Origin of the sequence: Pseudomonas sp. A014, from assembly GCF_052378495.1 — a bacterium.
Classification (GTDB): Bacteria; Pseudomonadota; Gammaproteobacteria; order Pseudomonadales; family Pseudomonadaceae; genus Aquipseudomonas; species Aquipseudomonas machongensis.
Map to the genome: position 1 here is coordinate 5,812,106 of NZ_CP199001.1, position 21,270 is coordinate 5,833,375.

Below are 21,270 nucleotides of genomic sequence, written 5' to 3' on the forward strand. Positions count from 1 at the left end.
AGGGCTCGTTTGAGCTTTCGCGGTTTCATGAGCGCAGTACCACGCCGCTGTCGTCTTCCCACCACACGTAGACTTCATCGCCCCAGGTCGGGCGGGCGCCCTGGCGTTCGGCGTTGGCGACGAACGACTGGACGATCTTGCCGCTCGGCAGCTCGACGTAGAACACCGAGTGACCGCCCAGGTAGGCGATGTCGTGGACCTTGCCGCGCGACCAGTTGTGCTCGAAATCGGGCTGCGTCGTCGTCACCAGCAGCTTCTCTGGACGCAGCGCATAAGTGATGTGCTTGTCTTCGACCGAGGTGGTGACACCGTGGCCGACGTAGATCTTGCGCTCGAGCTCCGGCGAGGCGATCAGCGCGTGGCCTTCGGCGTCGTCGATCACTTCACCTTCGAACAGGTTGACGTTGCCGATGAACTCGCACACCAGGCGACTGGTTGGCGTCTCGTAGATATCCACAGGCGAGCCGATCTGGGCGATCCAGCCCAGGTGCATGATGGCGATGCGCTGGGCCATGGTCATGGCCTCTTCCTGGTCGTGGGTCACCATCACGCATGTCACACCGACCCGCTCGATGATCTCGACCAGCTCCAGCTGCATCTGCGAACGCAGTTTCTTGTCCAGCGCGCCCATCGGCTCGTCGAGCAGCAGCAGTTTCGGACGCTTGGCCAGCGAGCGGGCCAGGGCCACGCGCTGACGCTGGCCGCCGGAGAGCTGGTGCGGCTTGCGCTTGGCGTACTGGGTCATGTGCACCAGCTTGAGCATCTCGGCCACGCGGGCTTCGATGTCGGCCTTGGGCATCTTGTCCTGCTGCAGGCCGAAGGCGATGTTCTGCGCCACGGTCATGTGCGGGAACAGCGCATAGGACTGGAACATCATGTTGATCGGCCGCTCGTAGGGCGGCATGTCGGTGATGTCGACACCGTCGAGGAAGATCCGACCTTCGGTCGGGCGCTCGAAGCCTGCAAGCATCCGCAGCAAGGTGGATTTGCCGGAACCGGAGCCGCCCAGCAGGGCGAAGATCTCGCCTTTGCGGATTTCCAGGGACACATCGTCCACGGCGATGGTTTCGTCGAACTTCTTCGTGACCCGGTCGATCTTGACCAGCACCTGCTTGGGCTGCTGGTCACCCTCGAGGGCTTTCTTATAGGCACCGGAGGCAACTGCCATGAGTGAAACTCCCAACAAGATTTTTGTGCCCGAACGGCCTGTGTGCAGGGCCGCGTCGGGTCTGGATTTTTACTTGCCCGACTTGACCTTGGTCCAGCTGCGGGTCATCAGACGTTGCACCTTGGGGGGCAACTCCGCGTTGACGAACATCTTGTCCAGCACTTCCTGCGATGGGTAAACCGCAGCGTCAGTTCTCACAGCCTGGTCCATCAGGTCGCCAGCCTTGGGGTTGGGGTTGGCATAACCGACGTAATCACTGACCTGGGCGATAACCTCAGGTTTCAGCAAATAGTTGATGAAGGCGTGGGCCTCTTTCACGTTCTTGGCGTCCTTGGGAATCGCCAGCACGTCGAACCAGAGGTTGCCGCCTTCCTTGGGAATGGCGTAGGCCAGGTTCACGCCCTTCTTGGCTTCTTCAGCACGGGCCTTGGCCTGGAATACATCGCCGGAGAAGCCTGCCGCGACGCAGATATCGCCGTTGGCCAGGTCGGTGATGTACTTGGACGAGTGGAAGTAGGTCACGTACGGGCGTACCGCCAGCAGCTTCTTCTCGGCCTTGGCGTAATCCTTTGGATCGGTGCTGTTGGGGTTGAGCCCCATGTAGTTGAGCACCGCCGGGAGCATCTCGTCCGCCGAGTCGAGGAAGGCCACACCGCACTTGGAGAGCTTCTTCATGTTCTCGGGTTCGAACAGCACCGCCCAGGAGTCGATCTTGTCCACGCCCAGCGTGGCCTTGACCTTGTCGACGTTGTAGCCGATGCCGTTGGTGCCCCACAGGTAAGGCACGGCGTACTCGTTGCCCGGATCGTTCTTTTCCAGACGCTTCATCAGCGCCGGGTCCAGGTTGGAATAATTGGGCAGCAGATGCTTGTCGAGCTTCTGGAACGCGCCCGCCTTGATCTGCTTGCCGAGGAAATGGTTGGACGGCACCACTACGTCATAGCCGGTGTTACCGGCCAGCAGCTTGCCTTCCAGGGTTTCGTTGGAGTCGAAGACATCCTGCACGGGCTTGATGCCCGTCTCTTTCTCGAAGTCCGCGAGCGTGGTCGGGCCGACATAGTCGGACCAGTTGTAGAAGTGCACCGTGGGCGCCGCTTGAACGCTGCAGGCCAGCGTCAGACCTGCTCCAGCCATCATGGCCTTGCGCAATACAGAAATAGACAAGTGGTTGGTCCTCACAATCAGAGCCTTCGGTGGCGGCTGGGAGCAGCCGTACACGCAAAACCGGCGCGCAACTTACCTGCGTGGCTGGGATGTCGCAATCGACAATCGAGGTTTATGCCCCCTGGGCCGGAAAACCCCGACCCAGAGAGCCCCGCATCGGGCTTACTTGCCCGACTTGATCTTGGTCCAGCTACGGGTGATCAAACGCTGTGCGGCCGCTTCAGGAGCAGCGATCGCATACAGCTGTTTCTTCACATCAGCCGGCGGATAGATGCTCGGATCGCTGGTGATGTCCTTGTCGACGAACTGGGTCGCGGCCTTGTTGCCGTTCGGGAAGCGCACGGCGTTGGTGATCTCGGCCATGACTTCCGGTTGCAGCAGGAAGTTCATGAACTGGTAGGCGGCATCTTTATGCTCGGCATCTTTCGGGATGGCGACCATGTCGTAGAAGGTACCAGCGCCTTCTTTCGGAATGATGTAGTCCAGCTTGACCTTGTCGCCGGCTTCGTGGGCGCGGGCCTTGGACTGCTCCAGGTCGCCCGAGTAGCCGACGGCCACGCAGATGTTGCCGTTGGCCAGGTCGCCGATGTATTTGGAGGAGTGGAAGTAGGTGATCGAAGGACGAATCTTCAGGAACAGGTCCTCGGCCGCCTTCAGGTCTTCCTTGGTGGTGCTGTCGGTCGGCTTGCCCAGGTAATGCAGCGCGGCCGGAAGCATTTCGGTCGGCGCATCGAGGAAGCTCACACCGCAGCTCTTGAGCTTGGCGATGTTCTCCGGCTTGAACACGGCGTCCCATGAATCGATCTTGTCGACGCCCAGCGCGGCCTTGACCTTGGCCGGGTTGTAGCCGATGCCGATGGAGCCCCACATGTACGGGAAGGCGTACTTGTTGCCTTTGTCGCTGGCGTCGCCAACGGCCTTGAGCAGGTCTTCGTCGAGGTTCTTCCAGTTCGGCAGCTTGGAGCGGTCGAGCTCCTCGTAAACGCCGGCCTTGATCTGCTTGGCCAGGAAGTTGTTGGACGGCACGACGATGTCGTAGCCCGACTTGCCTGCCAGCAGCTTGGCTTCCAGGGTTTCGTTGCTGTCGAAGACGTCGTACTTGACCTTGATGCCGGTCTGCTTCTCGAACTTGGCGATGGTGTCCGGAGCGATGTAGTCCGACCAGTTGTAGACGTTCAGCACCTTGTCTTCAGCGTGAACAGCAGTGGCCATGGCACCCATCAGGGCGGCGGCCAGCAACGTCTTGCCCATTTTCTTCATGCGTTATGCTCCAGAATTTTTTTAGTAGCCATCTGTTCAGCTGCCAGGTCCCGTGGTGCAAGCGCTGGACGACTGAAACAACCGCTAGTCTGGCAAGTTACAAGGCGCTGTTTCAAGGAAAGCAGGGCCTTGTAACGACTTAATGTCACATCGCTAGCCTAGCAAACGCCTATCGAATCGCTTCCAGGGTCAGATCCAGGCACTTGCGCGCCTTTTCCACCAGTTCGTCCACTTCTTCGCGGCTTATTACCAGCGGCGGCGCGATGATCATGGTGTCGCCCACTGCGCGCATGATCAGGCCGTTGTCGAAACAGAAGTTGCGGCAAACCATGCCCACGCCCTTGCCTTCGTAACGGCTGCGGGTCGCCTTGTCCTTGACCAGCTCGATTGCGCCGAGCAGGCCCAGGCCGCGTACCTCGCCCACCAGCGGGTGGTCTTGCAGTTCGCGAAGACGTTTTTGCAAGTACGGTGCCACTTCTGTGCGTGCGCGCTCGACGATCTTCTCGTCACGCAGGATGCGCAGGTTTTCCAGCCCCACCGCCGCTGCCACCGGGTGGCCGGAGTAGGTGAAGCCGTGGTTGAAATCGCCACCTTCGCTGAGCACCTTGGCCACCTTGTCACGCACAATCACACCGCCCATGGGGATGTAACCGGAGGTCAGGCCCTTGGCGATGGTCATCAGGTCAGGCTTGAGGTCGTAATAATCGGAGCCGAACCACTCGCCGGTACGGCCAAAGCCGCAGATCACTTCGTCGGCGACGAACAGGATGTCGTAGCGGGCGAGGATCTCCTTGATCTTCGGCCAGTAAGTCTCGGGTGGAATGATCACCCCGCCGGCGCCCTGGATCGGCTCGGCGATGAAGGCGGCGACGTTGTCTTCACCGACCTCAAGAATTTTCTTCTCCAACTGCTCGGCAGCCCAGATTCCGAACGCCTCCGGGGTCATGTCGCCACCTTCGCCGAACCAGTACGGCTGCGGGATATGCACGATGCCCGGGATCGGCAAACCACCCTGCTCGTGCATGCCGCTCATGCCGCCAAGGCTAGCGCCAGCGACGGTGGAGCCGTGGTAGCCGTTGACCCGGCCGATGAGCGTCTGCTTGTTTGGTTTGCCCTTGAGCGCCCAGTAGTGGCGGACCATGCGCAGCACGGTGTCGTTGCCTTCAGAGCCGGAGCCAGTGAAGAAGACATGGCTCATGCCTTCGGGCGCCACGTCGGTAATGGCCTTGGCCAGCTCCAGTGCTGGCGGATGAGCGGTCTGGAAGAACAGGTTGTAGTACGGCAGCTCGCGCATCTGCTTCTCTGCCGCCTGGACCAGCTCTTCGCGACCATAGCCAACTGCCACGCACCACAGGCCGGCCATGCCATCGAGGATCTTGTGCCCCTCGCTGTCCCACAAATGCACACCCTGGGCCTTGGTGATGATGCGCGGCCCCTTCTCCTTCAGTTGCTTGTAATCGCTGAAGGGTGCCAGGTGGTGCTCGCCGCTCAGGTTTTGCCATTCACGGGTTTGCGGGTTGTTGACGCTCATCTGCTTCTCCACTATCCGATGGCCGCGTTGCGGCGGCCCCAGGGTTGATCACACGGCAAACAGCAGGAACTCACGCTCCCAGGAACTGATGACGCGTTTGAAGTTTTCATGCTCTGCGCGCTTGGTGGCGACGTAGCCGGTAATGAACTTCTTGCCCAGGTACTGCACCAGCGACCGGCTGTTCTCCATACGCTCCAGGGCGTCCTCGATGGTCAGCGGCAGGCGCAGGTTGCGCCGCTCATAGCCACGGCCCTGGACTGGCGCGCTGGCCTCGATGCCCTCGACCATGCCGATGAAGCCGCACAGCAGGCTCGCGGCGATGGCCAGGTAGGGGTTGGCGTCGGCGCCCGGCAGGCGGTTTTCCACGCGGCGGTTCTGCGGGCCGGCATCCGGTACGCGCAGGCCGACGGTACGGTTCTCTTCGCCCCACTCCACGTTCACGGGTGCCGAGGTGTCAGGCAGGAAACGGCGGAACGAGTTGACGTTCGGTGCGAACAGCGGCAATGCCTCGGGAATGAGTTTCTGCAGGCCGCCGATGTGATGCAGGAACAGCGTGCTCATGCTGCCGTCTTCATTGGAGAAGATGTTCTTGCCGGTGGCGATGTCGATCACGCTCTGGTGCAGGTGCATGGCGCTGCCGGGCTCGCCGGTCATGGGCTTGGCCATGAAGGTCGCGGCCACGTTGTGCTTGAGCGCGGCCTCGCGCATGGTGCGTTTGAACACCAGGATCTGGTCGGCAAGGTGCAGCGCGTCGCCGTGACGGAAGTTGATCTCCATCTGCGCCGTGCCGTCTTCGTGGATCAACGTGTCGAGGTCCAGCTGCTGCAGTTCGCACCAGTCATAGACGTCTTCGAACAGCGGGTCGAATTCGTTGGCGGCCTCGATGGAGAACGACTGGCGTCCGGTTTCCGGACGACCAGAGCGACCCACCGGTGGTTGCAGCGGGAAGTCCGGATCTTCGCTGCGCTTGGTCAGGTAGAACTCCATCTCTGGCGCGACGATCGGCTGCCAACCCTTGTCGGCATAGAGCTTGAGCACCTTCTTGAGGACGTTGCGCGGCGACAGTTCGACCGGATTGCCCTTCTTGTCATAGGTGTCGTGGATCACCTGGGCGGTCGGCTCGATGGCCCAAGGCACCAAAAACACCGCATCCTGGTCGGGGCGGCAGATCATGTCGATGTCGGCCGGGTCGAGCAGGTCGTAATAGATGTCGTCGTCGACGTAGTCGCCAGTCACAGTTTGCAACAAAACGCTTTCGGGCAGGCGCATGCCCTTTTCGGCGATGAATTTGTTGGTCGGCGAGATCTTGCCACGGGTGATGCCGGTCAGGTCGCTGATCAGGCATTCGACTTCGGTGATCTTGTGCTCTTTCAACCAATCGGTGAGCTGGTCGAGGTTGTTACTCATAAATACCTCAGGAGGTCATTTGACCCAGCCCCAGCGGGGCGGGCGCTACTGACGCCTGGCGTCGGTCAATGTCGGCGCATTCGGCGCGGCAGGGCCTGGCAAGGCCCACGCATTGATTCTGGATGGAGTACGTTGCCAAAGCAAAAACCCATGCGCAGGACGGCAGCCGATCCACGCGCAAAACGCGTGTCGATCTCGAAAGCAAAGGGCAGGAAGTAAGAAAAGCGTGCAGTAAACTGCTACGGGGCGAGGGCTGACTGTGCCGGTCGTCAATTATTGCGGCCAGTCTGTTCCTGGAATGGGCCAGGCGCGCGAGGGCCTTTCGGCAAGCGGTGAAAATACCTGACTGCACAGCGCAGGCGGCGCTTTCAGGTCGCGACTGGCGGACCATGTGACCCTCGTATTATTACTGTTATGGGTTGCGACCGAGCTTAGCCTCGTTCATTTTTTTTCACAACACCTCCGTAAAAAATAAAATACGCCACCATCGCCGTAGCCCTTTCCTACAGATTTAGCGGATAATGGCATGCCCTTATATGCAGCAAATCCGCCGTTGATGTGCCATTTCAGGGCATCAGGAGGTTGGCTTGACATCAGTTTGTCTTTTCGATTGACTGGGTCTGCAAGCCCCCCTTGATTGATATTTTTAACAACAAAGGTGTTGCATCATGTCGGTACCCCCGCGTGCCGTTCAGCTTAACGAAGCGAACGCGTTCCTTAAGGAACATCCTGAGGTTCTCTACGTTGACCTTCTGATTGCAGATATGAATGGTGTGGTTCGTGGCAAGCGTATCGAACGCACGAGCCTTCACAAGGTTTACGAGAAAGGCATCAACCTGCCCGCCTCCCTCTTCGCCCTGGATATCAACGGTTCGACCGTCGAAAGCACGGGCCTTGGCCTGGACATCGGCGACGCCGACCGCATCTGCTATCCGATCCCTGGCACCCTCTCCAACGAACCTTGGCAGAAGCGCCCGACCGCGCAACTGCTGATGACCATGCACGAAATCGAAGGCGAGCCGTTCTTCGCCGACCCGCGTGAAGTGTTGCGCCAGGTGGTGAGCAAGTTCACCGACATGGGCCTGACCATTTGCGCCGCATTCGAGCTGGAGTTCTACCTGATCGACCAGGAGAACGTGAACGGCCGTCCGCAGCCGCCGCGCTCGCCGATCTCGGGCAAGCGTCCACAGTCGACCCAGGTCTACCTGATCGACGACTTGGACGAGTATGCCGACTGCCTGCAGGACATCCTCGAAGGCGCGAAGGAGCAGGGCATCCCGGCCGACGCGATCGTCAAGGAAAGCGCCCCGGCGCAGTTCGAGGTCAACCTGCATCACGTGCCCGATCCGTTGAAGGCCTGTGACTACGCAGTGCTGCTCAAGCGCCTGATCAAGAACATCGCCTACGACCATGAAATGGACACCACCTTCATGGCCAAGCCCTACCCGGGCCAGGCTGGCAATGGCCTGCATGTACACATCTCCGTGCTGGACAAAGATGGCAACAACATCTTCACCAGCGAGGATCCCGAGCAGAACGCCGCGCTTCGTCACGCTGTCGGCGGTGTGCTCGAGACCCTGCCCGCATCGATGGCGTTCCTCTGCCCGAACGTCAACTCGTACCGCCGTTTCGGCGCACAGTTCTACGTACCGAACGCGCCGAGCTGGGGCCTGGACAACCGCACCGTGGCCCTGCGCGTGCCAACCGGCTCGCCGGACGCCGTGCGCATCGAGCACCGCGTGGCCGGCGCCGACGCCAACCCGTACCTGATGATGGCGGCGGTCCTGGCTGGTGTGCACCACGGCCTGACCAACAAGATCGAGCCGGGTGAGCCGATCGAAGGCAATTCCTACGAGCAGTTGGAACAGAGCCTGCCGAACAACCTGCGCGATGCCCTGCGCGAGCTGGACGACAGCGAGATCCTGAACAAGTACATCGATCCGAAGTACATCGACATTTTCGTCGCGTGCAAGGAGAGCGAGCTGGAGGAGTTCGAACACTCGATCTCCGACCTCGAGTACAACTGGTACCTGCATACCGTGTAAACGAAAACGCCGCCCTCAGGGGCGGCGTTTTTCATTGAGGTTCGCGGTGTCTGCTTCGCGGGTAAACCCGCTCCCACAGGCACCCGCTGGTCTCACAGTCGGAGGGGTGCCTGTGGGAGCGGGCTTGTCCCGCGATAGGGCCGGTACTGACCTACAACGACTTCTCGAAAATCTTCGAATTGCGCTGGTAGTTGTACAGCGAAGCCCGCGCCGCCGGCAGCCGTTCCACGCCACTGGGCTGGAACCCGCGCTCGCGGAACCAGTGCGCCGTACGTGTCGTCAGCACGAACAGGGTATTGAGGCCCAGCTGCCGCGCACGGGTCTCGATACGCTCGAGCAGGTCGTCACCCCGGCCCCCATGCCGGTACTCCGGATTCACCGCCAGACACGCCAGCTCGCCCGCCTCGGACTCGGCAATCGGATACAACGCCGCGCAGGCGATGATCATGCCGTCACGCTCCACCACACTGAACTGCTCGATTTCCCGCTCCAGCACCTCGCGCGAACGGCGCACAAGAATGCCCTGCTCTTCCAGCGGGCTGATCAGCTCGAGCAGGCCGCCGACATCCTCGATGGTCGCCTCACGAACGATCTCGAACTGCTCCTGCGCTACCAGCGTGCCACCGCCGTCGCGGGTGAACAGCTCGGTGAGCAGCGCACCATCCTCGGCGTAGCTGACGATGTGGCTGCGCGCTACCCCACCCTTGCAGGCCTCGGCGGCGGCATCGAGCAGCTCACCCTGATAGTCGCTGCCCAGGCGTTGCAGGTGCGCCGGAACCTGCTGCGGCCGCAGCTCACGCACCAGCTTGCCTTTGTCGTCCAGCAGGCCCGGCTCGGCGCCGAACAACAGCAACTTGTCAGCGCCCAGTTCGATGGCGGCACGGGTGGCGACGTCTTCGCAGGCCAGGTTGAAGATCTCGCCGGTCGGCGAATAGCCCAGTGGCGACAACAGCACGATGGAGCGCTCGTCGAGCAGGCGGCTGATGCCCTTGCGATCGATGCGCCGCACCTCGCCGGTGTGGTGGTAGTCGACCCCCTCCAGCACGCCGATAGGCCGTGCAGTCACCAGGTTGCCGCAGGCCACACGCAGGCGCGAGCCCTGCATGGGCGATGCGGCGATATCCATCGACAGGCGCGCTTCGATGGCCAGGCGCAGGGCGCCGACGGCGTCGATCACGCACTCCAGGGTCGCGGCGTCGGTGATGCGCAGGCCGTGATGGTAATGCGGGGTCAGGCCGCGGGCAGCCAGCCGGCTTTCGATCTGCGGGCGCGAGCCGTGGACCAGTACCAGGCGCACGCCCAGGCTGTGCAGCAGCACCAGGTCGTGGACGATATTGCCGAAGTTGGGGTGATCGACACCATCGCCGGGGAGCATGACCACGAAGGTGCAGTCGCGATGGGCATTGATGTACGGGGAGGCATGACGCAGCCAGTTGACGTATTCGGGCATGACAGGGCCTGTGGATAAGTGAACGAGACGGGTGAAGGCGCACAACGTTCGAAAGTCATCGTCGGAACAGGCTTGCGGTCACGCGCGGTCTCCTCTAGGCAGGAACGAATCAGGTCAGTGGACGTTTAGCTCAGGCAATAGTGCCGGACAAGATCACGCAATAGACGCACGGTAGGCTCGATTCGTGACATTTCAAGGTACTCGCCCGGCTGATGGGCGCAAGCGATGTCGCCGGGGCCGAGCACGATGGTCTGGCAACCCAGCTGTTGAAGATAAGGCGCTTCGGTGCCAAAGGCCACCGCTTCGGCACGATGACCGGTCAGACGCTCGGCCAGTTGCACCAGCTCGGCGTCGGCGGCCTGCTCGAACGGCGGTACCTCGGGGAACAGCGGCGCATAGTCGATGCGCACTTCATGGCGCTCGGCCACAGGTTTGAGCTTTGCCCGTATAGCCGCACGCAGTTGCTCCACGTCCATCCCTGGCAACGGGCGCAGGTCGAACTCCAGGGCGCACTGGCCACAGATGCGATTGGGGTTGTCGCCGCCGTGGATGCAGCCGAAGTTCATCGTCGGGGTGGGCACGGTGAACTGCGGATTGCGGTAGGTCTGCTGCCACTGCTGGCGCAGGCCCATGAGTTCGCCCATCACCGCGTGCATGGCCTCCAGGGCACTGTGGCCCAGGCTTGGATCCGACGAATGGCCGCTGCGCCCGAGAATATCGATGCGGTCCATGAGGATGCCCTTGTGCATGCGGATCGGCTTCAGCCCAGTGGGTTCGCCGATCACCGCCGCCCGGCCCAGCGGCTGTCCCGCTTCGGCCAGGGCGCGAGCGCCCGACATCGAGCTTTCTTCATCGCAGGTGGCGAGGATCAGCAGCGGTTGCTTGAAGTCGTGCTCCAGCAGCGGGATCACCGCCTCGATCACCAAGGCGAAGAAGCCCTTCATGTCGCAACTGCCCAGCCCTACCCAGCGGCCATCCACTTCGGTGAGCTTCAACGGGTCGCTGCTCCACAACTGTGGATCGAACGGCACCGTATCGCTGTGGCCGGCCAGCACCAGGCCGCCCGGGCCGGTACCGCGGCTGGCGAGCAGGTTGAACTTGCCTGGAGTGACCTCCTGGACCTCGCAACGGAAACCCAGATCGCCCAACCAGTTGGCGAGCAGGTCGATGACCTGGCGGTTGGACTGGTCCAGTGCGGCCTGGGTGCAGCTGACCGAGGGGGCGGCGATCAGGGCGGCGAACTGGTCTTTGAGCGATGGCAACGGCATGCACGAACTCCTCGTAAAGCATGGCGGTCATCATAGCAATGCCGTCCCTTGGCAGGGCAACTCCTGTAGACTCTCCGGCAACCACGCCTTCCTTCGAGCCAGCGATGCACAAAGAAACCGAACTCAAGCTCCGCGCCAGCCGCGAGACCCTTGCCGCCCTGCGCGAGCACCCCTTGCTGAAGAAGCGCAACAAGTCCGGCTGGCAGACCCGCGAACTGCTCAACCAGTACTTCGACACCCCCGACCGCGAGCTCTCTGCAGCCCGCGTCGCCCTTCGCCTGCGCCGCGACGGCGAGGTCATCATCCAGACCCTCAAGTGCCGTGGGCAGAGCGTTGCCGGCCTGTCCGAGCGCAACGAGTACGAGTGGTACCTGGACAAGGTCAAGTTGGACCTGAAGAAACTCGACGCCAGTTGCTGGCCCGAGCAATTGGCCGAGCTGGACAAGAAGACCATCAAGCCATTGTTCACCACCGATTTCACCCGCGAATACGCCGAGATCTCCTGGGGGCGCGGCAAGGCCAAGGTGGTGATCGAAGCCGCGCTCGACCAAGGCTTCGTCATTGCCGGCAAACGCAAGGAAGAAATCTGCGAGCTCGAGCTGGAGCTGCGTGAAGGCGCCCCTGAAGCCCTGCTGGAGCTGGCTGCCGAGCTCTCCGCCACGCTGGCCCTGATGCCCTGCGACATCAGCAAGGCCGAGCGCGGCTACCGCCTGCTCGAGCCAGATAGCTACGAGTTGAGCCTGCCACACACCGAGCTGGACGCCGAAATGGCTGTGGATGACGCCTACGCCGCGCTCGCCTGGCAACTGCTGGGCAGCAGCCAGCGCCTGGCAGAACAGTACCGTCATAACGGCCACTGGCGCCTGCTGCAGGAATGGGTGCAGTGCCTGGCAGAGCTGCGCGCCCTCACCAGCAGCCTGGGCCAGGCCGCGCCACGAGCTACCACCCGTGACCTGCGCGCCCGCCTCGACGCCCTGCTCGAAGACTGGCGCCCGCTGGTACAGGCCGGCAACGAGGACGAAGACATCCGCCGCGCCGCGCCCGAGCAGTTCGCCGAAGAGCTGGAAGACACCCGCTGGGGCCAGTTCTCCCTGGAAACCTCGCGCTGGCTGCTGGCGCGCGCCTGGACCGTGGAGCGCAAGGGCCGCGGCGAGCGCCAGGGCAAGGCGCAACTGGCCAGCTGGCTGCACCACCAACTGGGTGAAGAAGGCCGCGCGCTGAAACTGCCGCTGTACACCCAGCGCCCAGAGGATCTGGGGGAGCAGTTGCCGCGCATCGAGCAGTTGCTGACCTGGCTGCACCACGCCCGCCAGGTGCTGGAAGTGCCGCAACTGGACCGCCTGTACGGCGATCTGAAGAAGCTGCACGAACTGGCCGAGCAGCCGCTGGCCGAAGAGCAGTCGGACGCGCTCTTCGAAGCCCGCATCGAGCAGGCTCGCGCCATCGACCAGAGCCGCGCCTGGAAACACCTGCTCAAGGTGTAGTCGCGCGTCGGCTTCTTCGCAGGTAAATCGGGGCACCGACCCGATTTACCTGCGAAGGCCTCACCTCGATAGCGGCAGGCAGGTGGTGGACTTGATCTCCGAGAGCGCCACGATCGAATTCACTTCCTGTATCCCCGGTACGTTCGACAGCTTCTCGAAGAAGAACCGCTCGTAGGCCTCGATGTCCGAGGTGACGATACGCAGCAGGAAGTCGACCGCCCCCATCAGCACATAACACTCCAGTACTTCCGGAAAGCCGCGGATCGCCTCGGTGAACTCGGTGAAGTTCGAACGCCCATGGGCGTTGAGTTTTACCTCGGCAAATATCTGCGTGTTCAGACCGACCTTCTTGCGGTCCAGCAAGGTGACCTGGGCGCGAATAACCCCTTCATCCTTCAGGCGCTGTATCCGACGCCAGCAAGGCGACTGCGACAGCCCGACACGGTCGGCGATCTGCGCGCTGGACAGCGACGCATCCTCCTGCAGCAGTTCAAGAATGCGCCTGTCGTAGGCATCCAGCTCGCTTTGCATGATTTATTCTCCAGATGCCAAAAATACGACAATTATTATTCGTCCAACTACAAAACAAGGGCAATCATAGCGAAGAAATGCCGGTTTCGACCTGCGAGAATTTCTCCACATCGAAGGAGACGCTCCATGAATGCACTCGAACGGCACACCCCCCAGCCCCGTAGCGACGCCTGGGCCGCCAGCGCCCTGCATGGCGAGGTCCGCTACCGCCTCGACATCGAGGCCGAGCCGGACAGCCTGTGCCGGGTACTCAATCTCTTCGCCCTGCAGTTCCTCACACCGCACAGCGTGCAGGTGTGCCAGCGCGACGGCCTGCTGGAGCTGGAGATCGGTATCGACGGCCTCAGCTGGCACCGCGCCGGGGTGATCGCACAGAAGATGCGTAACCTGGTGTGTGTCGGCGAGGTCTTTCTGGAAAGCGTGCCGAAACTGTCTGAGGTGGCGGCGGGCTGACGTCTGCCCCGCAAGATTCGGAAACGCCTTCGCCAAAGCCCTGCCCCGCTCTGCAGCTACCCTTGCCTGGGCCTCTCAGCAGCCTCGGCAAGGACGCCGCCATGCACAACCCTCACGATCACAGCCTCGACCTCAAACGCCTCCTCGACACGCTGCTCGCCGAACATCGCCTGGCCCCCGGCGATGCCCTGCGTGCACTCGAACACGCCGCCAGCCAGCCCGGCCACCCGCTCGAAGTCCTCGCCAGCCTGGCCCTGAGCGACTGCCTGCGCCCCGGTCATACCCTGGACCTCGACACCCTGTGCCAATGGCTCGCAGAAAGGGTCGGCCAACCCTTTCTGCGCCTGGACCCGTTGCAGGTCGATCTGGCTCGCGTCGCCGGCCTGATCTCGCCCGCTTTCGCCCAGCGCCACGGCATCCTCGCCGTGGCGCTGGATGCGACCGGCATTACCGTGGCCAGCGCACAGCCCTACCAACGCGAGTGGGAAACCGACCTCAGCCGCAGCCTAGGCCAGCCGATTCGCCGGGTGCTGGCCAGCCCTGTGCAACTGCGCCAGCTCGGCGACACGTTCCAGCGCCTGTCGCGATCCGTGCAGGGCGCCCACCAGCAGCAGCGCGCAAGCCTGGGCGAACTTGAGCAGCTCCTGGAGCTCGGTGGGCGCAGCACCGCCATCAGCGCCGATGATGCGCACATCGTGCATATCGTCGATTGGCTGCTGCAGTACGCCATCGAGCAGCGTGCCAGCGATATCCATCTCGAACCACACCACGACGAGGGTCGCTTGCGCTACCGCATCGACGGCCTGCTGCATACGGTCTACCAGTTTCCCGCCGGCGTGGTCCTGGCGCTGGTCAGCCGCCTCAAGCACCTCGGGCGAATGGATGTCGCCGAGAAGCGCCGCCCACAGGACGGACGCCTGAAAAGCCGCCTGCCCGGCAGCGCGCAAGTCGAGTTGCGCCTGTCGACCCTGCCGACACCGTTCGGCGAAAAACTGGTGTTGCGCCTCTTCGATCCCGAACAACTGCACGAAGACCTGGAGCGCCTGGGGCTCGAAGGTGCCTTGCTGGAGCAGTGGCACGCGCTGTTGGCAAAGCGCCAGGGCATCATCCTGCTCACCGGCCCCACCGGCTCGGGCAAGACCAGCACGCTCTACGCCAGCCTGAAGCACCTGGCCACGCCAGAGGTCAACCTGTGCACCATCGAAGATCCGATCGAGCGCATGGAGCCCGGCTTCAATCAGTTGCAGGTCCAGCCCGGCCTCGACCTCGGCTTTGCCAACGGCGTGCGCGCGCTGCTGCGCCAGGACCCGGACATCATCATGATCGGCGAGATACGCGACCGCGAAACCGCCCAGGTGGCGGTCCAGGCGGCGTTGACCGGACACCTGGTGCTATCGACCCTGCACACCAACGACGCTTGCAGCGCCATTACTCGCCTGCAGGAGCTGGGTGTGGCCGATTACCTGATAAAGGCCACGTTGATCGGCGTGATGGCCCAGCGCCTGGCACGCACCTTCTGCAGCACCTGCAAGGGACGCCCCGGCACTCGTGAAACGGCATGTCGCCACTGTCGCGGTACCGGTTACCAAGGGCGCACGGGGCTATTCGAACTGCTCGTGCTGGACAACGCCCTGCGAACTCGGATCGGCCCGGACAGCGACCTTGCCAGCCTGCGCCAGCAGGCTCTGGCACAGGGCATGCGCGACCTGCGCCGCTGCGGTGAAGACAGGGTGGCTCGGGGCATGACCAGCCTCGCGGAAGTCCTTCGGGTATGTGCCTGAGCGCCCGGCATACGCGGCGTGCAAAGGAACTTGCGGCCCGCGCGGCGATCCAACCTCGCATCCCCCCGCCCTCATCGTTCGAGGTAATTCACATGCGTTTCAAAACCGCCATTGCGGCTGCTGCCCTGCTGTCCCTGCCGATCGGCTCCGCCATGGCCGACGGCTTCTGGCGCAACGTCATTTCGTCCGGTGCGACCACCGGCTCGACCTATCTGACGTTCAAGGACCACAAACTGGTCGCGGCCGCCCAGGACGATGCCGGCAGCTTCGTGGCAAGCGAAGGTTCGATCCGCGGCCCTTACCTGGAAGCGGCGATGCGTCAGGTGCGCGCCGACAACCCTGGCGTCCAGGCCAGCGACATGGAACTGGCCAACGCGATCCTGGCCCGTAATCTCACCGCTCAGTAACCTGCATTCGACGCCCGCTGCGGGAGCGGGCTGCGCGAGCAGACCTGCGCAGCACCGCCTCCACAGCAGGCCCGGATTCAGCGATACGCGTCCACCGGCACGCAAGCACAGAACAGATTGCGATCGCCGTACACGTTGTCCACCCGATTCACCGTCGGCCAGTACTTGTGCAAGCGCACATGCGCACTGGGCGCGACCGCCTGCTCCAGGCTATATGGCCGATTCCAGGGTGCCAGCACATCGGCCAGCGTGTGCGGCGCATGCTTGAGCGGATTGTCCTCCGCTGGCCAATTCCCCTCCTGCACCTGGGCAATCTCGTCTCGGATCGCCAGCATCGCCTCGACAAAGCGATCCAGTTCCGCCTTCGACTCACTCTCGGTCGGCTCGACCATCAGCGTGCCCGGCACCGGGAACGACATGGTCGGCGCGTGGAAGCCATAGTCCATCAGGCGCTTCGCCACGTCCTCCTCGGTGATCCCGGTCTGCGCCTTGAGCGGACGCAGGTCGAGGATGCATTCATGGGCCACGCGCTGGTTACGCCCGCGATAGAGCACCGGAAAGGCCCCCGCCAGGCGGTTGGCCAGGTAGTTGGCGCTGAGGATCGCCACCTCGCTGGCATCGGCCAGCTGTGGCCCCATCAGGGCGATGTACATCCAGCTGATCGGCAAGATACTGGCACTGCCCCAGGGCGCTGCGCTGACGGCGCTGTTGTTCGGGTCCAGGCCCGGTACCGGCACCACCGGATGGCTGGCGACGAAGGGCTTCAGGTGTGCGCGCACCCCGATCGGCCCCATGCCCGGCCCACCACCGCCATGGGGGATGCAGAAGGTCTTGTGCAGGTTCATGTGCGAGACGTCGGCGCCGATATCCGCCGGACGCGCCAGGCCCACCTGGGCGTTGAGGTTGGCGCCGTCCATGTACACCTGCCCGCCCTGTTGATGGACCACCTCGCAGATTTCGCGAATGCCCTCCTCGTACACCCCATGGGTCGAGGGGTAGGTGATCATCAGGCACGACAATCGATCCCCGGCTTGGCGCGCCTTGGCCTTGAGATCATCGAGGTCGACGTTGCCCGCCTCGTCGCAGTCGACGATCACCACCTCCATTCCGGCCATCTGCGCCGAGGCCGGGTTGGTGCCATGGGCCGACGACGGAATCAGGCACAGGGTGCGTTGCGGTTGATGGCGGCTGCGGTGATAGCGGGTGATGGCCATCAGCCCGGCATATTCACCCTGGGCGCCGGAGTTGGGCTGCATGCAGATCGCATCGAAACCGGTGATCGCGCACAGCCAGCCCTCCAGCTCGTCGATCATCGCCTTGTAGCCCTGCACCTGTGCAGCCGGTGCGAAGGGATGCAGCAGGGCAAAGCCAGGCCAGGTGATGGGAATCATCTCGCTGGTGGCGTTGAGTTTCATGGTGCACGAGCCCAGCGGGATCATCGACTGGTTCAGCGCCAGGTCCTTGTTCTCCAGCTGCTTGAGGTAACGCAGCATCTCGGTTTCGCTGTGGTGCAGGTTGAACACCGGATGTTCGAGCAGCGGCGTGCTGCGTAGCAGAGTGTCCGGCACTGCCGGGGGCAAAGGCTGCTGATCGAGGGTGGCGACATCCAGCCCGTGGTCGACACCGAGGAAGATGTCGAACAGTTTGAGCACCGTCGCTTCGTCACAGGTCTCGTCCAGGCTCACGCCCAGATGCCCGCGCCCTAGAATGCGCAGGTTGATGCGTGCTTCTTCGGCACTTTCGATGATCGCGGCCTGGGTGCCGCCAACGTCGAGGGTGAGGGTGTCGAAGAAGTGCTGATTGAGGCGCTTGATGCCCTTGGACTGCAGCCCGGCCGCCAGGATCTGGGTCAGGCGCTGCACACGCTGGGCAATGCGCCGCAGGCCTTCGGGGCCATGGTAGACGGCGTAGAAACCGGCGATATTGGCCAGCAGTACCTGGGCGGTACAGATGTTGGAGTTGGCCTTCTCGCGGCGGATGTGTTGCTCGCGGGTCTGCAGGGCCATGCGCAGGGCGGTGTTGCCGCGGGCATCGCGGGACACGCCGATGATGCGTCCGGGCATCGCCCGCTTGTAGTCGTCACGACAGGCGAAATACGCCGCATGAGGCCCGCCATAGCCCATCGGCACACCGAAGCGCTGGCTTGAGCCGAGCACCACGTCGGCCCCGGTTTCGCCAGGCGGTGTCAGCACTACCAGGCTCAACAGGTCGGCGGCAACGCAGGCCAGCGCCTGCTGGCCATGCAACTGCTCGATCAACGGCCGCAGGTCGCGAACCTCGCCATGGGTGTCGGGGTACTGCAGCAGCGCACCGAATACCTGATGCTTGCCCAGGTTCTCCAGCGAATCGACGATCAGCTCGAAGCCGAAACCTTCGGCACGGGTTCGCAAGACCGAGAGCGTCTGGGGGTGGCAGTGCTCGTCGGCGAAGAACGCATTGCTCTTGCTGCGTGCGACCCGCTTGGCCAGGGCCATGGCCTCGGCGGCGGCCGTCGCCTCATCGAGCAGCGAGGCGTTGGCCAGCGGCAGGCCGCTGAGGTCGATGATCATCTGCTGGAAATTGAGCAGCGCCTCGAGGCGGCCTTGGGCAATCTCCGGCTGATACGGTGTGTAGGCGGTGTACCAGCCGGGGTTTTCCAGCACGTTGCGCAGGATGACGGTTGGCGTGACGGTACCGTGATAGCCCATGCCGATCAGGCTGGTCCACACCTGGTTCTGCCCGGCGTATCCGGCCAGCCTGGCCAGGGCTGCCTGCTCGTCGAGGGCCGGGGGCAGGTCAAGCGGGCGACCGAAACGGATACCTGGCGGGACGGTCTGCTCGATCAGGGCATCGCGACTGGCAACCCCCAGCGCCGCGAGCATGGCGCTCTGTTCGCGGGTATCCGGGCCCAGATGACGCTGCAGAAAAGGGTTGGGCACTTGCAGTTGCAACAGGGATGGCGACTGGGACATGGCGATCTTCTCTTCCTGGACCAGTTCTCGTGGAGACTTACAAGTCTAGGAAGGGATCGACGACAGTGCGGAAAAACTTGCGTACAGGGCTGCATTGCAGCCCTGGTCAGATCAGATCAACCACCTACCCGGAAGCGATCCACTTCCTGGCGCAACTGCCCGGCCAGGCCCTCGAGCTCCTTGGCCGTGGCCGCCAGCTCATTGGCCACGTCGTGCTGCTCGCTGTTGGCCTGGGCGATGCTCTGCAGGTTACGGCTGAGCAGGTTCGCGGTGCTGCTCTGCTCCTGGGTCGCAGTGCTGATGGCGGTGAACTGTTCGCCCGCCGCGCGGCTCTGCTCGTCGATGCGCGCCAGTGCCTCGGCGACCTTTTCGTTGCGTTCCAGGCCTTCCTGCATCAGGCGATTGCCCTGCTCCAGGGTGCTGATCGCATGCCCGGTCTGCTGCTGGATACTGGCGATCATTCCGGAAATTTCATCGGTGGCCTGGCGGGTTCTCGCGGCCAGGCCACGTACTTCGTCGGCAACCACGGCGAAACCACGGCCCTGCTCGCCAGCGCGGGCCGCCTCGATGGCGGCGTTGAGCGCCAGCAGGTTGGTCTGCTCGGCAATCGCGGTGATGACCCCGACGATGCCGCCGATTTCCTGGGAACGCGCGCCCAGGCTGTCCATCACTGTGGCGGTGCCACCCAGCGCCTCGGCGATCTGCTTGAGCGAGACGGAGGCCTGGTCCATGGCGCTGCGGCCGATGCGCGTCTGCTGGGTATTGTCCTGGGCCATGCGCTCGGTGCCGGCCATGTTCTCGGCGATGTTCATCGAGGTGGCGCTGAACTCCTCGACGGCGCCAGCCATGCTGGTGATCTCGCCTGACTGCTGCTCCATGCCCTCGCAGGCACCGGACGAAAGCCCGGCCAGGGAGCGCGAGCGCGCGCTGACCTGCTCGGAAGCACTGCGAATGTGCTCGACCATGGTCGCCAGGGCATCCCCCATCTGGTTGAAGCTGCGCGCCAACTGGCCGATCTCGTCTTCGCTGGTCACCGCCAGGCGTGCACTGAGGTCACCCGCGCCCAGGGCTTCGGCCTGGCGCACCAGGTCGTCCAGTGGGCGAAGCTTGCGCCGCAGCAGCCAGAGCGTGGCGAGCACCGCCAGGACCATCGCCAGCAGGCTGCCGATCGCCAGGCGTAGGCCAACACTCCAGGTCACGTCGCGAATTTCCGCCTCGGGCATGCTCGCCACAACGGTCCACGGCCCCTCGGCAAAGGGCTCGACCACGCTGAACAGTTGCTGCTGGCCGTTGGTCCAGAAGCGGCCTTTTTCGCCCAGGCCGGCCACAGCGGCAACCGCAGCCTGCGCATCGGCCACGCCGGCAGGCGGCACCAGCCACTGGCCCTGGTTGTCGAGCAGCGCCAGCGAGCCGGTCTGGCCGATGCGGAAGCGCTTGAGATTGGCGAACTGAGCGTTCTGCGCATCGGTGTAGTCGAAACCGACGAACAGCACGGCGATCACCCGGCCGCTGGCATCGCTCACCGGCACGTAACGGGTCATGTAGTTACGGTCGAACAGCACCGCACGCCCTACATACATCTGCCCGGCGAGCAGCTTGCTGTAGGCCGGGTGCTGGCGGTCCAGCTGGGTGCCAATGGCCCGGCTCCCGTCCTGTTTCTTGAGGTTGGTGGTGATGCGCACGAAGTCGTCGCCGCTGCGCACGAACAGCGTCGCGATGCCGGCGGTCATCTGCTGGAATTCATCGACTACCCGAAAGTCGTTGTTCATCAGCTGATCGCCCAGGTACAGGGCAGGCGTGGCCTGGCCGGCCACCTGCACGGTCTCGCCGGCATGCAGCGACAGGCCCGAGGCGAAGCGGCGCTCGAACAGGCCACTCAGGCGCTGGGTGTTGTCCTTGAGCGAGCCGTGGAAGGTGTCGAGCTGGTCGGCCAGCAGCCGCGCTTCACTGGCCAGGTGTTGCTGGCGGGTGGCGAGGTTGGCGTCGTCCAGCGAGCGCAGGGCGAACAGGGTACTGCCGGTGATCACCAGCGCCAGCACGATGGCGAGGGCGACGCCGAGTTGCGAGGCAATCCGGGCACGGGGTCGAGACATGGCGAAGCTCCTGGCAAGAGGCCGGGATCATCCTGATCACGCTGACCACCCGCTTTATTATTGAACGGGAAATCGCGCCCTCTTCCGGGACGCTGGTGCTAGTAGATCGGCGTCGCGGAGGAATACTTGAGTGTCGGACCGGGAAATACGCAAACGTTTTCTACGCGGTTTGCTCGTGGAATGGGGGCGCCTGCTTCGCGGGCAAGCCCGCTCCAGAGATAGCGCAGACCTTGTGGGGCGGCGGTTCGGCGCTCCGATTTACCCGCGAAAAAGACAC

15 protein-coding genes are annotated in these 21,270 nt (G+C 63.3%); 5 read left to right on the forward strand and 10 right to left on the reverse strand.

All coding sequences use genetic code 11. The features are described 5' to 3' along the window. Positions 1–25 precede the first annotated feature (25 nt). The 5 genes from ACTYOL_RS26815 to ACTYOL_RS26835 all read right to left on the reverse strand — a co-directional run bounded on the left by ACTYOL_RS26815 (position 26) and on the right by ACTYOL_RS26835 (position 6,530). Entirely contained in the window at positions 26–1,168 is a 1,143-nt protein-coding gene (locus ACTYOL_RS26815; protein WP_054894983.1) for an ABC transporter ATP-binding protein, read from the reverse strand. Positions 1,169–1,237: 69 nt separating this feature from the next. Next, on the reverse strand, positions 1,238–2,332 hold the full coding sequence (locus tag ACTYOL_RS26820) for a polyamine ABC transporter substrate-binding protein (RefSeq protein WP_444757343.1): 1,095 nt from the start codon (positions 2,330–2,332) through the stop codon (positions 1,238–1,240). Positions 2,333–2,494: 162 nt separating this feature from the next. Continuing rightward, positions 2,495–3,592: a polyamine ABC transporter substrate-binding protein gene (locus ACTYOL_RS26825; protein WP_063541740.1), complete on the reverse strand. Its 1,098-nt coding sequence runs from the start codon at positions 3,590–3,592 to the stop codon at positions 2,495–2,497. Between the two features lie 169 nt (positions 3,593–3,761). Then, positions 3,762–5,123: an aspartate aminotransferase family protein gene (locus tag ACTYOL_RS26830; RefSeq protein WP_197890527.1), complete on the reverse strand. Its 1,362-nt coding sequence runs from the start codon at positions 5,121–5,123 to the stop codon at positions 3,762–3,764. A 48-nt stretch (positions 5,124–5,171) separates the two neighbouring features. After that, positions 5,172–6,530 carry a glutamine synthetase family protein gene (locus tag ACTYOL_RS26835; RefSeq protein ID WP_054894987.1) on the reverse strand — a complete coding sequence of 453 codons (1,359 nt, stop codon included), beginning with the start codon at positions 6,528–6,530 and terminating at the stop codon, positions 5,172–5,174. A 668-nt stretch (positions 6,531–7,198) separates the two neighbouring features. Between ACTYOL_RS26835 and ACTYOL_RS26840 the strand changes: the two genes are divergently transcribed. Continuing rightward, a complete protein-coding gene (locus ACTYOL_RS26840; protein WP_054894988.1) occupies positions 7,199–8,575 on the forward strand; it encodes a glutamine synthetase family protein in 1,377 nt (458 codons plus the stop codon). Positions 8,576–8,726: 151 nt separating this feature from the next. Here the strand turns inward: ACTYOL_RS26840 and argA are convergent, their stop codons facing one another. Continuing rightward, a complete protein-coding gene (gene argA / locus ACTYOL_RS26845) occupies positions 8,727–10,025 on the reverse strand; it encodes an amino-acid N-acetyltransferase (RefSeq protein ID WP_063541744.1) in 1,299 nt (432 codons plus the stop codon). 125 nt (positions 10,026–10,150) lie between these two features. Further along, the gene (argE, locus tag ACTYOL_RS26850; protein ID WP_065862346.1) at positions 10,151–11,293 is read right to left on the reverse strand and encodes an acetylornithine deacetylase; all 1,143 of its coding nucleotides are present in this window, start codon (positions 11,291–11,293) and stop codon (positions 10,151–10,153) included. A gap of 104 nt (positions 11,294–11,397) precedes the next feature. Between argE and ACTYOL_RS26855 the strand changes: the two genes are divergently transcribed. Further along, positions 11,398–12,777 (forward strand): CYTH domain-containing protein, encoded by a 1,380-nt coding sequence (locus ACTYOL_RS26855; protein WP_063541748.1) that lies wholly within the window; start codon positions 11,398–11,400, stop codon positions 12,775–12,777. Between the two features lie 60 nt (positions 12,778–12,837). Here the strand turns inward: ACTYOL_RS26855 and ACTYOL_RS26860 are convergent, their stop codons facing one another. Then, positions 12,838–13,308 (reverse strand): Lrp/AsnC family transcriptional regulator, encoded by a 471-nt coding sequence (locus ACTYOL_RS26860; RefSeq protein WP_153774819.1) that lies wholly within the window; start codon positions 13,306–13,308, stop codon positions 12,838–12,840. A gap of 126 nt (positions 13,309–13,434) precedes the next feature. Between ACTYOL_RS26860 and ACTYOL_RS26865 the strand changes: the two genes are divergently transcribed. The 3 genes from ACTYOL_RS26865 to ACTYOL_RS26875 all read left to right on the forward strand — a co-directional run bounded on the left by ACTYOL_RS26865 (position 13,435) and on the right by ACTYOL_RS26875 (position 15,949). Then, positions 13,435–13,761: a hypothetical protein gene (locus tag ACTYOL_RS26865; RefSeq protein WP_153774818.1), complete on the forward strand. Its 327-nt coding sequence runs from the start codon at positions 13,435–13,437 to the stop codon at positions 13,759–13,761. A gap of 101 nt (positions 13,762–13,862) precedes the next feature. Beyond that, positions 13,863–15,542 (forward strand): GspE/PulE family protein, encoded by a 1,680-nt coding sequence (locus tag ACTYOL_RS26870; RefSeq protein WP_444757344.1) that lies wholly within the window; start codon positions 13,863–13,865, stop codon positions 15,540–15,542. Between the two features lie 92 nt (positions 15,543–15,634). Next, positions 15,635–15,949, forward strand: coding sequence for a DUF2388 domain-containing protein (locus tag ACTYOL_RS26875; RefSeq protein WP_054894995.1), 315 nt, complete (start codon positions 15,635–15,637; stop codon positions 15,947–15,949). Positions 15,950–16,026: 77 nt separating this feature from the next. Here the strand turns inward: ACTYOL_RS26875 and gcvP are convergent, their stop codons facing one another. Then, positions 16,027–18,900 carry an aminomethyl-transferring glycine dehydrogenase gene (gcvP, locus tag ACTYOL_RS26880; protein WP_444757345.1) on the reverse strand — a complete coding sequence of 958 codons (2,874 nt, stop codon included), beginning with the start codon at positions 18,898–18,900 and terminating at the stop codon, positions 16,027–16,029. 116 nt (positions 18,901–19,016) lie between these two features. Further along, positions 19,017–20,993 (reverse strand): methyl-accepting chemotaxis protein, encoded by a 1,977-nt coding sequence (locus ACTYOL_RS26885; protein ID WP_444757346.1) that lies wholly within the window; start codon positions 20,991–20,993, stop codon positions 19,017–19,019. Positions 20,994–21,270: the final 277 nt, after the last annotated feature.